The organism is Rhodococcus sp. MEB041, from assembly GCF_030208955.1.
Taxonomy (GTDB): Bacteria; Actinomycetota; Actinomycetes; order Mycobacteriales; family Mycobacteriaceae; genus Rhodococcoides.
Map to the genome: position 1 here is coordinate 35,849 of NZ_JARVSZ010000007.1, position 16,206 is coordinate 52,054.

The window sequence follows — 16,206 nt, forward strand, 5'->3', positions numbered from 1 at the left end:
ATGTCTCGGGGATCTGTCGTCACCACCGCTGTGCTGCCGTTGACCGCTGCTCAGACGGAGGTCTGGACGGCGCAGCACCTTCTGGGTGACCGCACCGACTTCGTCATCTCGCTGCTCGTCGAGATCACCGGCCCGCTCGACCTCGACCGTGCGTGTGACGTCATCCGGTCGGTCATCGCCGACGCGGACGCGCTGCACGTGCGATTCGACTTCTCCGGTCCCGAGCCCGTGCAGTACCGCAGTGACGACGAGTGGTCGGTCGGGGTCGTCGACCTACGCACGGCTGCCGACCCGATGGCCGAGGCGAAGGCCTGGATCGCGGCCGACATCGCGTCGGCGGACACCAGCGGCGCCCGCGATCTGTTCGCGACGGCGCTCCTCCGCCTGGGGGACGAGCACGTGCTCTGGCACCAGCGCTATCACCACGGCATCGTCGACGGCTTCGGCATGTCGATCATCTTCAACGAGGTCCGCGCGCGCTATGCGGATCCCGAGCGGGGAATCGCACCCGCGGGAGGGCCGGAGGCCGGTCGTTCGAACGGAGGTGCGTGGGCTCTCGAGCCGCTGGTGTTGGCCGATGCGGAGTACCGCGCGTCCGAGGGTTTCCGTCGCGACCGCGACTACTGGCTCGACCAGATGGCCGACGCCCCCGAGCCGCCGGTGCTGCTGCCCGACGTGCCCGACACGGGGGCTGCGGTCACCGAGCGGGTCTCGGTGCCGATCGACCGCCTCGCCTCGCTGTACGACGTCGCCGAGACGGAGGACGTCCGACGCACCCGCCTCGCGCCGGCGGTGTGGATCGCGTACCTGTCCGCGGTCACCGGCCGTCACGATCTCGTCGTCTCTTTACCGTCGACCGCCCGCGTGGGCCGTCGTGCGCGGACGACACCGTTCATGGCGTCGACCATCCTTCCCGTGCGACTGCGACTCTCGCCGTCGATGACGGTGGCCGACGTCGCGCGGGAACTGCAGCGGGCATCGATCGGCGCGGTCCGGCACGGGCGCTTCCGCGGGGAGGACATCGCTCGGGAGCTGCGGGACTCCGGCGACCGCATGGTGCACGGGCCGGGCATCAACGTCCTCATGGTGGAGCACGGCATCGACATCGGTGGTTCGCCGGCGCACATGCACAGCCTCGAGACCGGACCGGTGCGCGATCTCGACGTCACCGTCACCGGCGGCCGGGACGACGAGCCGCTGGTCTTCGACCTGCGCTCGCGCCCCGGTGCGCACGACGCGCTGATCGGCCACTGGGACCGCTTCGAGTGGGTGCTCGATCAGGTTCTCGCGCAGCCGGATCGGACGTTGTCCTCCCTGTCGACGATGTCGGAGCCCGATCTCGATCGCCTACTGCACACCTTCAACGACACCGCGGAACCGTCCGTGTCGACGTCGGTGCCCGCTCTGTTCGCGGCGCAGGTCGCCGCCACCCCCGATGCGGTGGCCGTGGTACTGGGCGAGCGGACGCTCACGTTCACCGAGCTCTCGCAGCGGGTGCACCAGCTCGCTCATGCACTTCTCGACGCGGGCCTCCCCCGTGAGGGTGTCGTGGCCGTGTCGATGCCGCGCTCGATCGAGATGGTCGTGGGAGTGCTGGCGGCGATGGTGGCGGGCGGCGCGTTCGTCCCGCTCGATCCGGACTGGCCGGCGGATCGCCGCGAGCGGGTGCAGCAGGATGCGGACACCCGCGTCGTTCTCACCGGTGCGGACCACGAGAAGGGCCGGTGGACGGTCGATCTCGACGACTGGCAGTTCGGCGACAGGCCGACGTCCGCACCGGACATCGTGGTGCACGGCTCGCAGCTCGCCTACGTCATCTTCACCTCCGGCAGTACCGGGACGCCCAAGGGCGCCATGATCCGCCACGAGGCCATCTGTGCCCGCATGGTGTGGCAGCGCGATCGGGTGCTCGGTTTCGGACCGGGTGACGCGTCGTTGTTCAAGGCGCCGTTGTCCTTCGACATCTCGGTGAACGAGATCCTGCTCCCGTTGCTGTCGGGTGGCACCCTCGTGATCGCCGAACCGGGGGGCGAGCGGGACGGTCTGTACCTCCTGGATGTCATCTCGCGTCGCCACGTCACCTTCGTCTACCTGGTGTCCTCCATGCTCGACGCGCTGCTGGCCCTCGACACGGACGGATCGTTGTCCGGCCTGCGGCACGTGTGGTGCGGCGGTGAGGTGCTCACTCCGGAGCTGTTCGCGCGCTTCCGCTCTCGACTCGGCACCACGCTGTATCACGGGTACGGGCCCGCGGAGGCCACCATCGGTGTGTCCCATGTGATCTACACGGGCGACGCTCCTCGCATCGCCACGTCGATCGGCCGCCCCAACCCGAACACGCGCCTCTACGTGCTCGATTCGTTGCTGCGCCCGGTGCCGGTCGGCGTCGGGGGAGAGCTCTACGCGGGCGGGTTCCTCCTCGGTCGTGGCTACGTGGGCGCACCGGACATGACCGCGTCGCGTTTCGTGGCCGATCCGTTCGGCCCCGCCGGCGCCCGGCTGTACCGCACCGGCGACCGCGCACGTTGGGCGGAGGACGGCACCCTCGACTTCCTCGGCCGGGTGGACAACCAGGTCAAGATCCGCGGCATGCGCCTCGAGCTCGAGGAGGTGGAAGCCGCGCTCGGCTCGTGCCCCGGTGTGCGACGCGCCGCCGTCGACGTGCGCCGAACCGGGGCGGGCGCGGCGTTTCTTGCCGCCTGGATCGTGCCGGACGGCGCCGCGCTGACACCCGAGGTGCTGCGCACGCACTGTGCACGCGTCCTCCCCGAGTACATGGTGCCGTCCACCTACGTGGTGCTCGATGCCTTCCCCACCACCGCGAACGGCAAGGTCGATCGGCGGGCTCTGCCCGATCCGGAGCAGGTGCGCGGCGACGCCGTGGCCCCGCGGACCGAGCGGGAGCGCGTGCTGTGCGAGGTGATGGCGTCGGCGCTCGGTGTGGAGAATGTGGGTGTCACGGACGACTTCTTCGCCCTGGGCGGCGACAGCATCGTGGCGATCACGGTGGTCGCGCAGGCCCGCGAACGAGGGCTGGCGATCGGCCCGCGCGACGTCTTCACCCTGCGTACCGCCGAGGCGATCGCCGGCGCGGCTCCGGCGGAGCTGGTGACCGTCGACGACGATCCTGTCGGTGAGGTGGTGGCCACGCCCATCGTCGCGCGGACACTCGAGCACGGCGGCGTCGGCACCGCGTTCCACCAGACCGCCTCCGTGGCACTGCCTCCGGGCGCCGACCCTGTACTCGTGCGTGCGGCCGTCGAGCTCGTCGTCGCCCACCACCCGGCGCTGCGTGCTGTGTGGAGCGAGGGTCTTACCGTGCCGGCCGACACCGTGTCCCCCGAGTTCGGCACGGGCTCCGTGGCGGACACCGTGGCCCGCCTCGATCCGATGCGGCCGGGCGGCATGGTGGCCGTGTCTCTCGAGGCCGACACGCTGATTCTGTCGGTGCACCACCTCGTCGTCGACGGGGTGTCGTGGCGCATCCTGCTCGGGGATCTACTGACGGCACTGGGTGCGCTGAGCGAGGGCCGCACGCCCACGCTGCCACCGGTCACCACGTCGATCCGCCGCTGGGCGAGCCTGGTCGCCGATGCTGCGGACGCCGGCCACTTCGATCACGAACTACCCTGGTGGCGTGAGGTTCTGACGACCTCGAGCGACACCGTCGGTGCTCGCGCACTCACCGCGGCCGATCGACTGTCGGCGACGCACACGGTCACCACCCCCGCCGACGTCACGGCGGCTCTGCTGATCGACGTCGCCACCGCCTACCGCACCGGGCCCACCGAGGTGCTCCTCGCGGCGCTCGCCCGCACCCTCGCGTCGTGGGACGGGTACTCGGCGCCGTCGGTCGTCGTGGACGTGGAGGGACACGGCCGGGACGTCGAGGTCGTCGAGGCTGCGGGGGTCGAGGCTGCTGGGGTCGATCTGACGCGCACCGTCGGGTGGTTCACGACCGTCCGTCCCGTTGCACTGCCGACCGGTCCGGACCCGGATGCCGATGTCCTGCTGCAGATCCGGGAATCGCTGCGCTCGGCGCCCGCGTCGGGCGTCGGGTACGGCGCGTTGCGGTACCTGCGCCGCGAGCCCGCCCTGGCGGAGCCCGCGGCGCCGAGCGTCCTGCTCAACTACCTCGGCCGCAGTACCGACGTGGGGGTGTCCGTCACCGGCGGCTCCGACCCCGATCAGCCTGCGGCGCACGCGCTGACGATCGACGTGATCGAGACCGGGGGACAGCTCGTCTCGACCCTGCGCTGGGTGCCCGGTGTGGTGGACGACAGCATCGTGGATGCGTGGACCGCCGCACTCGACCGCGTCGCCGGATCTGCGTCGAGCGCTCGCCGAACCCCCGCAGACTTCCCGCTCGCCGCTCTCGGCGCGGACGACGTCGCGGCGCTCCCGGACGACGTCGAGGACGTCCTGCCCCTCACCGCGGTGCAGGACGGCATCTACTTCCACAGCACCTTCGGGGACGCGGGTAGGCCGGAGGCCGGTCGTCGTGTGGACCCGTACGTCGTGGGCCAGGTGGTGGACATCGGTGGCCCCGTCGACAGTGCCGTGCTCCGCACCGCGCTCGAGCACGTGGTGGCTCGACACGCATCGCTGCGCACCAGCTTCCGACCCCTCGCCGACGGGCGCGTGGTCCAGGTGGTGCACCGCACCGTCGATGTCCCGTTCACCGTGTCCGACGGCACCGTCGACGTGGTGCTGGCCGAGCACGCCGGCGCCGGCATGGATCTGGGCTCCGCGCCGCTGGTGCGCTACACCCTCGTCCGCCACGACGAGACCCGCTCGTCTCTCGTGCAGTCGATCCACCACATCGTCGCGGACGGGTGGTCGATCCCGATCATGCTGCGCGAGATGCTCGCTCACTACGGGGACACTCCGGTTCTTCCGGCGGTCACGGCACCCGCGGCGTGGGTCCGCCACCTCGCCGAGCGCGACATCGACGCGTCGGCGCGGGTCTGGCGCGCCGCACTCGAGGGTGTCCGCGAGTCGGTACCCGTCCCGGCGTTCGGCGCCGCCGGCAGCGGTACCGCATCCGTGCGGGTCGACCTCTCCTCCGACGTCACCGCCGTGGTGTCGGGACGTGCGCGCGATGCCGCGGTGACGCAGGGTTCCCTGCTGCACGGAGCCTGGGGTCTCGCGCTCGCACGCGCCACCGGTCGACGTGACGTCGTGTTCGGGTCGACGGTGTCCGGACGGTCGGCACCGGTCGCGGGTATCGAGTCCATGGTGGGGCTCTTCATCGACACCATCCCGGCACGATGGAGAGTGCGAGCGGACGACACCGTCGCCTCCGCGGTACAGCGCTGGCAGCAGGAGCAGGCCGATCTGCTCGATCACCACCATGTCGGCGTGCCGACACTGCGTCGTGTCGCGGGCGTGGACTCGTTGTTCGACTCGCTGGTCGTGGTGGAGAACTACCCGTTGGGCGACACCGCCATCGCCGATCCGTCCGGCACCATCGCGTTGACGGGCATTCGGGTGGAGGAGAACTCGCCGTACCCGTTGACGCTGATGGTGATCCCCGGCGATCGGTTGACTCTGGAGCTGAAGTACGACGCGGCGCTGGTCTCGGCAGCGACGGCGCAGTCGATGCTGGACACCGTCGTCGCCGTCGCGACCGCACCGGCCGACACCCTGGTGTCCGCCGTGATGCCGACGGACCGTCCGGCGGTCGTCGACGCGCCCTCGTCCGACAGTTCGACCACCCTGGTGGATCTCCTCGAGGTGCAGCGCCGGACCACCCCGAACGGCGTCGCCCTCGTCCACGGCGAGGAGTCCCTCACCTACGCCGAGCTGCACTTGCGCGCCGAGCGGGTCGCCGCCGGTCTTCGCGAGCGTGGCGCCGGTCCGGGATCGGTGGTGGCGGTGGCACTTCCGCGCTCGATCGATCTGGTGGTCGCACTGCTCGCGGTCGTCCGGTCGGGCGCGGCGTACCTGCCGCTCGATCCGGGGTACCCGGCCGAGCGTCTGGCCTTCATGATCGAGGACGCGCATCCCGCCGCGGTGATCGACGGCGATCTCGCACCGTTCGAGGCCGAGCCGACGGCAGCACCCGGGCCCGCCCCAGCCGACGCCGCGTACGTCATCTACACCTCGGGATCGACCGGCCGTCCCAAGGGAGTGGTGGTGCCGCACAGCGCCATCGTGCCCCGCCTCGAGTGGATGCGCGATCACACTCCGCTCGCCGTGGGCACCCGAGTGCTGCAGAAGACGCCCTCCAGTTTCGACGTCTCGGTCAGCGAGTTCTTCGGACCGCTGGTGTCCGGAGCGACGCTCGTGCTCGCGGACCCGGATGCGCACCGCGACACCGCCCGTCTCGTCGAGGTGATCCGCGCGCAGCAGATCACCTGGGTGCACTTCGTCCCCTCGATGCTCGACGCGTTCCTCACCGATCCGGACGTCGCGACGTGCACGTCGCTGCGCGTGATCGTCTGCAGCGGTGAGGCATTGTCCGCAGAGTCCGCGCGCCGCGTCGGCGAGCTGCTTCCACACGTGCGCCTGGACAACCTCTACGGCCCGACCGAGGCGGCCGTCGACGTCACCGCCGCGCAGGGCGTGCAGAACCACCCCGGCGACGCGGTGCCCATTGGATCTGCGCTGCCCGCCGTCGGGTTCCGCGTACTCGACGGGTGGCTGTCGCCGGTGGGACCGGACGTGCCGGGCGAGCTGTACCTGGCGGGTCCGCAGCTGGCGCGCGGGTATCTTCGCCGCCCCGGTCTCACCTCCACCAGGTTCATCGCCGGGCCGGACGGGGAGAGGCTCTACCGCACCGGCGACATCGTGCGGTGGCGCGACGGGGCGCTGGACTACCTCGGTCGCGCCGACACCCAGGTCAAAGTGCGGGGCTTCCGTATCGAGCTCGGTGAGATCGACGCGGCGCTGCGCTCGCATCCGTCCGTCGACCGGGCCGCCACGGTGGTGCGCACCGACCGCGGGACCGCGCAGATCGCCGCGTTCGTGGTGGGGTCGGTGGACGAGGCCGCACTGCGGTCGTACCTGGCCGACCGTCTGCCCGAGCACATGGTGCCGACGACGCTGTCCGTGGTGGCTGATCTGCCGACCGGCCCCAGCGGCAAGCTCGACCGGGCAGCGCTGCTGGCCGCCGTTCGCGCGGACACTCCCACCACCACGGAGACGGGGTCGGGTCCGGTCGCGCTGCTGTGCACCCACTTCCACACCGTTCTCGGTGGAGCGGCGGTCGGTGAGGACGACGACTTCTTCGCCCGCGGCGGCGACAGCATCCTGGCCATCCGGCTCGTGAACCTGGCGCGGGGCAGCGGTCTCGAGATCAGCGCCCGCGACGTCTTCGAGAAGCGCACTCCGCGTGCGCTCGCGGAGGTCGCACGGGTCGAGACTCCGCAGGCCGCCACGGTCGCGGAGTCCGGTGTCGGGGAGGTGCGCCCGCTCCCCGTGGTGCACCGACTGTCCGAGTGGTCCGGTAGCACCGATCGCTTCAACCAGTCACTGCTGCTGGTGGTTCCGGCTCCGGTCGAGGAGACCACGCCGCAGCGCACCGTCGATGCGCTGGTCCAACATCACGACAGCCTGCGCCTCGTCCTGACCCGTCACCTCCGCGGTGTCTGGACCACCGCGGTGCGCCCCGAGGCCTCGGTCACCGTGCACCGCGTCCACGCGGTCGATCTCGACGAGTCTGCGTTCGCCGACCTCGTCGCGCGCGAATCCGATGCCGCCACCGACCGTCTGGCTCCCGAGGCCGGCGCCGTGCTCGAGGTCGTGTGGTTCGACCGTGGCTCCGAGCCCGGCCGGCTGCTGCTCGTCGCGCATCACCTCGTCGTCGACGGGGTCTCGTGGGGCATCCTCGTCGAGGACCTCGCACTGGCGTGGATCGCGCACGACAGCGGCCAGACCCCGACGTTGGACCGCGTGCGGACCTCACTGCGGGAGTACGGGCGCCTGCTCGACGAGAGTGCCCACAGCCCCGCTCGTCTCGCGGAACTGGACCACTGGACCGCCGTCACCGCGCCGGGCGGCGCGCTCACACCGGGAGACACCGACCACGCCGTGGTCGGTCAGGGCGACGTCCGCACCGTCGACGTGTCGTCCGAGGTCACCGCCGAGGTGCTCGGCAGTGTGCCCTCTCTCGTGCGCGGCGACGTCACCGACGTCGTCGCCGCAGCGCTCCGGCTCGCCCTCACCCGGTGGTCTGTCGACCGCGACGTACTGGTCGACCTCGAGCGCCACGGTCGGTCGGACGCGGCGGATCTCTCGCGCACCACGGGGTGGTTCACGTCCATCGCTCCGGTCCGGCTGCGGCCGGGAACCGATCCCGTCACGGTGCTCGCGGAGACGAAGGAGGCCCTGCGTGCGGCGCCCGACGGTGGCCTCGGATACGGGCTCCTGCGCTACGGGAACGCCCGCACCGCAGCCCTTCTCGCGCGCGGTGAGCAGTCGCAGATCCTGCTGAACTACCTGGGCCGGGTGCCGGCCGCCGGGTCGGCCCCGTTCGACAGGGCTCCGGAGACCGTGCGTACCGATCCCGATGCCGACATGGGCGGTCCCTACCGTCTGGTGATCAACGCGCACGTGACGGACGGTGCACAGCCGACTCTCTCGGCCCAGTTCGCCTGGTCGTCCGCGCACCTGTCGTCCGAGGCGGTCACCTCGCTCACCGACGAGTTCCGCACGGCGCTCGGAGATCTCGCGGAGGCCGCCCGCACACACGACGGGCCGCCGATCCTCACGCCGTCGGACGTCCCTCTCGTCGACCTCACTCCCGACGAGCTGACGGCGCTGACCGCACAGGGATCCGTCGAGACCGTGTGGCCGTTGACTCCTCTGCAGGAGGGGCTGGTCTTCGAGAGTCTGTCCGCGGGGGAGCGCGACATCTACACGGCGCAGTTCGCGCTGGACTTCGATCAGCGCCTCGATCTCGATCGGCTGCGTAGTGCCCTCGCCGGGCTGCAGCGCCGCCACCCACAGCTGCGCGCAGGGTTCACGCAGACGGCCGCCGGTGTGCCGGTGCAGGTCGTGTCGTCGTCGTGCGAGGTGCCCGTCCGCGAGGCACACGCCGGAGACGACGACGAGGCCGAGCGGTGGATGCGGGAGGACCGCGACACCCCGTTCGACCTGTCGACACCACCGCTGTGGCGGGTGCTCGTGCTGCATCTCGACGGTGGGCGCGATCGCCTGGTGATCAACCGGCAGTTCCTCGTCTGGGACGGCTGGTCCAACGGTGTGGTGGTGGGAGAGTTGCTCGCCCGCTACGAGAATCCGGGGCTGCCCGCGCCGGCGGACACCGCGTTCGAGCGGTACCTGACGTGGCTCGCGGAACGCGACCGCGTCGCGGCCCGCACCGCGTGGGCGACGGCGATGGCCGGTCTCGACGAGCCGACGCTGGTGGCGCACCGCGCCGCGCCGCCGGTCGGTATCCCGTTGCGCCGACGCGACGAGCTCGATGCGTCGACGACGGCCGCGCTCGTCGCCGCCACCCGTCAGCGCGGTGTCACGCTCAACGCCGTGGTCACGGCCGCTCTGGCACTGGCGATCTCGTCGGCCACCGGCCGCACCGACGTGGTCTTCGGCATCACGGTCGCGGGCCGACCGCCCGAGGTCGAGGGACTCGACACCGCACCAGGGATGTTCCTGTCGACGGTGCCCGTCCGTACCGTGCTCGATCCCCGTGAGAGCGTCGACGCCCTGGTCCGCCGTGTCCAGGGCGACCGCGTGGAGGCGATGGAGTTCGATCACCTCGGTCTCGCCGAGATCATCGAGGTGTCGCCGCACCGCACTCTGTTCGACACGCTCTGCGTGGTGCAGAACTTCGTCTCCGAGGACTCGGCGGCGTCCCTGAACGCGGCGCACGGTGTCGCGGGCACCGACAGCATCGACCACACGAACTATCCGCTCACCGTCGTCGTCACGCCGGGTGCTCGGATCGCCGTGACGGTCGAGTACCGGCCGGAGGCGATCGACGTCGAGCGCGTCGACCTGATCGCGGACGAGTTCACCCGCCTGGTGGCCGGATTCGCGACCGAGGGGTCGCGTTCGGTTCTGCCGGCGCTGCCACGCCTCGACCGACAGGTCGACGAGGTTCCCGATCTCACCGTGACCGAGATGCTGCTCCGCACAGCGCAGAAGGATCCCGACGCGATCGCACTCGTCGCCGGGTCCGAGCACCTCACCTACGCCGGGTTGGCCGGCCGGGTGGAAGGTCTGGCGCGCGTCCTGCTGAGCCGCGGTGCGGGACCGGAGACCGTGGTGGCTCTCGCGTTGCCTCGCGGTCTCGACATGGTGGTCGCGCTGTTCGCCGTGTTGCGCACCGGCGCGGCCTATCTGCCCCTCGAACTCGATCACCCCGATGCCCGCATCCGTGCTCTGCTCGACGACGCTCGTCCGCTGTGCACCGTGACCACGGAGGCGGTCGGTCGCCGACTGAGCGGACGCGACGGCATCGTCGTGCTCGAGCCGCTCGACGACGAGTCACCGCTCACCGCAGCCGAACTGGGGGCGTTCGCGCCCGGAACGCCGCATCGGCTCGACCACCCGGCCTACGTGATCTACACGTCCGGGTCGACCGGGACGCCCAAGGGTGTCGTCACGCCGTACCGCGGACTGACCAACATGCAGCTGAATCACCGGTCCGCCATCTTCGACCCGGTGGTGGATGCGGCACACGGTCGGACAGTGCGGATCGCGCACACGGTGTCGTTCGCGTTCGACATGTCCTGGGAAGAACTCCTGTGGCTCGTCGAGGGTCACGAGGTGCACGTCGCCGACGAGGTGCTGCGCCGTGACGCCGATGCCCTGGTCCGCTACATCGACGAGGAGCGCATCGACGTCATCAATGTGACCCCCACGTACGCATCCCTCCTCCTCGAGACAGGTCTGCTCGACGGGCATCGACCGGCGCTCGTCCTGCTGGGCGGTGAAGCCGTCGGCGACGACGTGTGGTCCGCACTGCGATCCACCGACGGCGTGCTCGGCTACAACCTGTACGGCCCCACCGAGTACACGATCAACACTCTCGGTGCGGGTACCGACGAGAGCGAGACGCCGACGGTCGGGTTGCCGATCCGCGCCACCGAGGCGCACGTGCTGGACGGCTGGCTGCGGCCCGTACCGGACGGCGTGGCCGGCGAGTTGTACATCGCCGGAGCCGGACTCGCCCGTGGCTACGCGGGACGGTTCGGCCTCACGGCGGACCGCTTCGTCGCCGACCCCTCTGGGGCGGGGGAGCGCATGTACCGCACGGGTGACCTCGTGCGTTGCCGCGTCGGAACGGGACTGATCGACTACCTCGGCCGCACCGACGATCAGGTCAAGATCCGCGGTCACCGGGTGGAACTCGGTGAGGTCGCCTCGGTCGTGTCGTCGGTGGCCGGCGTGCGCCGCGCCGCGGTCGTCACCTCGACCGGGCCGGGCGGGCTGGCTCGGTTGATCGCCTACGTCGACACCGATGCGGATGCCGAATCGGTACGGGCGGCCTGTGCCGTGGTCCTGCCGGACTACATGGTGCCCACCGTCGTGCTCGTCTCGTCCTTCCCGATGACCGTCAACGGCAAGCTCGACGTCGCCGCACTGCCGGCGCCGGACGAGAGTGCCGTCGACGCTGTGCCGCCGCGGACCGAGGTCGAACGCGTGCTGTGCAGCGTGTTCGACGACGTGCTCGGCCGCCGCGGCACCGGGATTCACGACGACTTCTTCGATCTCGGTGGCCACTCACTCCTGGCCACTCGCGTCGTCGGCCGTGCGCGGACCGCGCTCGGCACCGAGCTGAGTGTGCGCGACTTGTTCGCCGCGCCGACCGTGGCGGGTCTCGCCGCGCTAGTCGGATCGCGAGGCGATGACGCGCGGCCGGCTCTGCGTCGGTACGACCGGCCGGATGTCGTGCCCATGTCGGCTGCGCAGCAACGGCTCTGGCTTCTGCATCAGCTGGATCCGGACTCGGCCGCCTACAACTTTCCGATCGTCCTGCCGCTCCCCGAGCAGGTGGACGAGGATGCGTTCCGGCTCGCGCTCGCCGACGTCGTCGAACGGCACGAGTCGCTCCGCACCGTCTTCGGCGATGCGGACGGCGTTCTGGCGCAGCATGTCCTGACGACAGCGTCACCGGAGTTGTTCGTTCACGAAGGCGATGCCGCCGCCGTGGTCGCCGAGATGACGGCGCGGCCGTTCGATCTGCGCCGGGAGATTCCTGTCCGCGCGGCGCTGATCCGGAACGAGGACACCTCGTGCGTCGTCGTGCTCGTCCTACACCACATCACGACCGACGAGTGGTCGGACCGGCCGCTGCTGGCCGACCTGATGGCGGCCTACGCCGCGCGACTGTCTGGTGACACGGATGCCCGCCCTCCGCTGCCCGTGCAGTACGCGGACTACACGCTGTGGCAGGCCGACCTGCTCGGCGACGCCGCAGATCCGGAGTCGCTCGCGGGGCGTCAGCTCGCCTACTGGCAGTCCGCCCTGGCCGGCGCTCCCGACGAGATCGAACTCGCGACCGACCGACCGCGTCCGCCGCGGCCGAGTCATCGCGGATCGGTGGTGCGTCGCACCGTCGATCCCGAGACCGTGCGCGCCCTGCGGACACTCGCGCGGAGTCTCGACGCGAGTGTCTTCATGACCCTGCACGCGGCGTCTGCGGTGCTGCTGCACCGGATCACCGGGTCCGACGACATCGTGCTCGGCGCCCCGGTGGCCGGGCGCGGTGAGGAGGGGCTCGACCAGCTCGTCGGGTTCTTCGTCAACACGCTGGTTCTGCGCACCGCGGTCGACGGCCGCTCCACGCTGCAGCGGGCGGTGGAGGAGGCGCGCAGCGTCGACCTCGAGGCCTTCGCGCACGCGGATGTGCCGTTCGACGCGGTGGTCGCGCGGGTCGCTCCCGAGCGCAGCATGTCGCGGAACCCGCTGTTCCAGGTCATGATCAGCCATCACACCGGTCCGCTCGGCGACGGTGACGCGGCGCTGATGACACCGGCGAAGTTCGACCTGGTGTTCAACTACACCGAGGATCTCACCTCGGACCGCCTGGTGCTCGAGCTCGAGTACGCCGAGGATCTGTTCGACGCGTCGACCGCCGAGGCCGTCACAGCACGTCAGCTCGCGGTGCTCGACGCACTGGCGACCGACGCCACGGCGGTGGTCGACGACGTCGACATCTTCCTGCCCACCGAGCGCGACGACGTCCTCCGGCGCTTCAACGACACCGCCCGTGCGGTGCCCGAGGAGTCGCTGTTCGAGTCGTACCTGCGGTGGGTCGATACCACTCCGGACGCGATCGCTGTGGTCGACGAGATCACGACGTGGACATACGCGGATCTGCACGAGCACGTCCTCGACATCGCCGCGGAGTTGCAGCGGCGCGGTGTCGGCCCCGAGGCCGTGGTCGCGGTCGCGGTGCCGCGGTCGGTGTGGACCATCGCGGCGACCATGGGGGTCCTCGCGGTGGGCGCGGCGTATCTCCCGCTCGACCTGAAGCATCCTGCGGACCGGCTCGAGTACATGGTCACCGATTCCGGGGCGACCCTCGCCCTGACGTCGGCCGCGGCCACCGCGCAGGTGCCGTCGGCGGCCGAACACGTCCTCGTGGAGGACATCCCGCCGTCGACCGGTGCCGAGCTCGCGCGACCGGCTTCGCTCGAACTCGCGGCGTACGTCATCTACACGTCCGGTTCGACCGGCCGCCCCAAGGGTGTCGTGGTGCCGCACGAGGGCATCTCGTCACTCGTGGCCACGGCGGAGGACCGCATGCGACTCACCACCGGATCGGTGGTCCTGCAGTTCGCGTCCGTCGGCTTCGACGTCGCGGTCTTCGAACTCGCCATGGCCCTGTGCACGGGATCGCGGCTGGTGATCGTGCCCGACGACTCGCGTGTGGCGGGTCCCGAGCTCACCGACTTCTGCGCCGAGCACGGGGTGACCCACGCGATCATCCCGCCGTCGCTCATGGCGGCGCTCCCGCCGGGATGCGCACTGCCCGAGGGGTGCACCGTGCTCGTCGGTACCGAGACGGTGCCGCCCGCGGTGATCTCCGCCTGGTCCGAGCATCTGAACCTGCTCGCGGCGTACGGACTGACCGAGGCGACGGTCAACAACACTCTGTGGCAGGCCCGTCCGGGCTGGACGTCCTCCGTGCCCATCGGCGTACCCGATCCCAACGAGCGCGCGTACGTGCTCGACGATCGGCTGCGGCCCGTCCCGGTCGGGGTGTCGGGGGAGCTGTACATCGCCGGCCGCGGGCTGGCGCGCGGCTATCTCGGGCAGCGGGGGCTCAGTGCCCACCGATTCGTGCCCGATGTCGCCGCTCCCGGCGGCAGGATGTACCGCACCGGCGACCGGGCACGCTGGCGTGCCGACGGCAATCTCGACTTCCTGGGGCGCGTCGACGACCAGATCAAGGTGCGGGGGTTCCGGATCGAGCCGGGCGAGATCATGGCCGCGATGGCGTCGTTCGACGGTGTCGATCAGACCGCTGTCGTCGTGCACGAGTCGTCCGAGGTGAGCCGACTCGTCGGATACGTCACCGGGCGTGACGATCTCACGGGGGCCGCGGTGCGGACGCACGCGGCGACGGTGCTGCCGGACTACATGGTGCCCACTCTCGTCGTGGTGGTCGACGGGACGTTGCCGTTGACACCCAACGGCAAGTTGGACCGAGCTGCGTTGCCGCAGCCGGAGTGGTCGTCGGTGGTCGGCGGCCGCGCTCCCACCACGGACGTCGAGCGTGCGCTGGTGCGCAGTGCCGCAGCGGTTCTGGGCCTGGACGAGCTGGGGACGGACGACGACTTCTTCGCTCTCGGCGGTCATTCGATGGCCGCGATGCAGTGGGTGTCGGCCGTCCGCGCCGAACTCGACGTCGACATCTCGGTGCGCGACGTCTTCGAGGCGTCGACCGTCCGCGCCTTGGCGGAGCGACTCGCCGATCGCGGTGGACACGAGGGACCGCACCTGACCGCGCACCCGGACAGGCCCGACGTGGTGCCGCTGAGTCCGATGCAGGAGACCAGGCTGCAGAACGGGCACGTGGTGCAGGCCGACCACGCTCTGGTTCTCGAGCTGCCCGACGTGGACGCGGCGGTGCTCGCCGCCGCGGTCCGCGATGTCGCAGAGCGGCACGAACCGCTGCACTCGGTTCTGGTGCCGGGCGAGGGGTCCGCCCTCGGCGACCCGGTGGCGCTCGAGACCGTCGACGTCGGGGCAGACGACATTCGCCGCCGCGCCTACGAGATCGCACAGGAACCCCTGGATCTCACGCAGCGACCGGGTCTGCGAATCATGCTCTTACAGAACGATTCCAGGGAAACAATAGTTCTCCTGGTCATGCACTACTGGGCCGTCGACGAGTGGTCGGTCGTCCCGTTGCTCACCGATCTGATGCACGCTGCGCAGGCGCGCTCCGGTGCCGAGGCGCCGGAGTTCACGCCGCTATCGCTGCGGTACAGCGACGTCGCGCGCTGGGCCGTCGCCCGACGGGACGCCGACGACTCGGCGATCGCGTCATGGCGCGAGACCCTGGACGGTGTGCCGAGTCGGGTGAGTCTTCCGATCGCGCTGGGGGAGTCGGGGTCCGACGCCGTCGCGATCGACATCGATGTCGACGTGGTGCGAGCACTGCGCAGCATCGAGGGTGCGGGTCTCGTGTCGGTTCTGCATGCTGCCTTCGCGCTCGCTCTCACCGACCTCGGTGCGGGTGAGGACCTGGCGATCGCCACGATGGTCGCCGGCCGCGACGACGAGAGCACGCACGCCATGGTGGGTGCGTTCGCCGACGTCGTGCCGATCCGCACGCGAACAGGATCCGATCTGGCGACGGTGGCTCGTCGGGTGCAGGCGGAGACCGTCGCGGCACTGAGCCGTTCCGGTCCTTCCTATGTCGACATCGTCGAGGGCGCCGGCGTGCCGGAGATGTACCGTCCGCAGTTCCTGGTGGTGCACCACCACGTCGCAGATCTCGGCGACGCCGGCGCGGCACTCCTGCCGATACCCGTCGGTCGACCGTGGGCCGACCTGACGCTGAGTGTCCACGAGAGCGAATCGGACCACGACGCTGCGCTTTTCGCGCAGCTGCAGTTCGCTGCGGGTGCCGATCGCGGGGCGATCGGTCGGTTCGTGGAACGGCTCACTCTGCACCTGCGATCGGTCGTCGAGGGCTAGTGGACCAGCAAAGGCTAGGCTAAGCTGACCGACGGTCCCGACGTCCACGCGACGATCCGATCCGGGACGGAACGGGTGGGAGAA

At 70.7% G+C, this 16,206-nt stretch carries 1 protein-coding gene; it reads left to right on the plus strand.

Going from position 1 to position 16,206, the window contains the following annotated elements; all coding sequences use genetic code 11:
* The gene (locus QRN16_RS19955) at nucleotides 1–16,122 is read left to right on the plus strand and encodes a non-ribosomal peptide synthetase (protein ID WP_285189384.1); all 16,122 of its coding nucleotides are present in this window, start codon (nucleotides 1–3) and stop codon (nucleotides 16,120–16,122) included.
* The last annotated feature ends 84 nt before the right edge of the window (nucleotides 16,123–16,206 follow it).

Coding starts and splice junctions, on each gene's coding strand:
- QRN16_RS19955 (WP_285189384.1), top strand. CDS start 1: ATGTCTCGGGGATCTGTCGTCACCACCGCTGTGCTGCCGTTGACCGCT.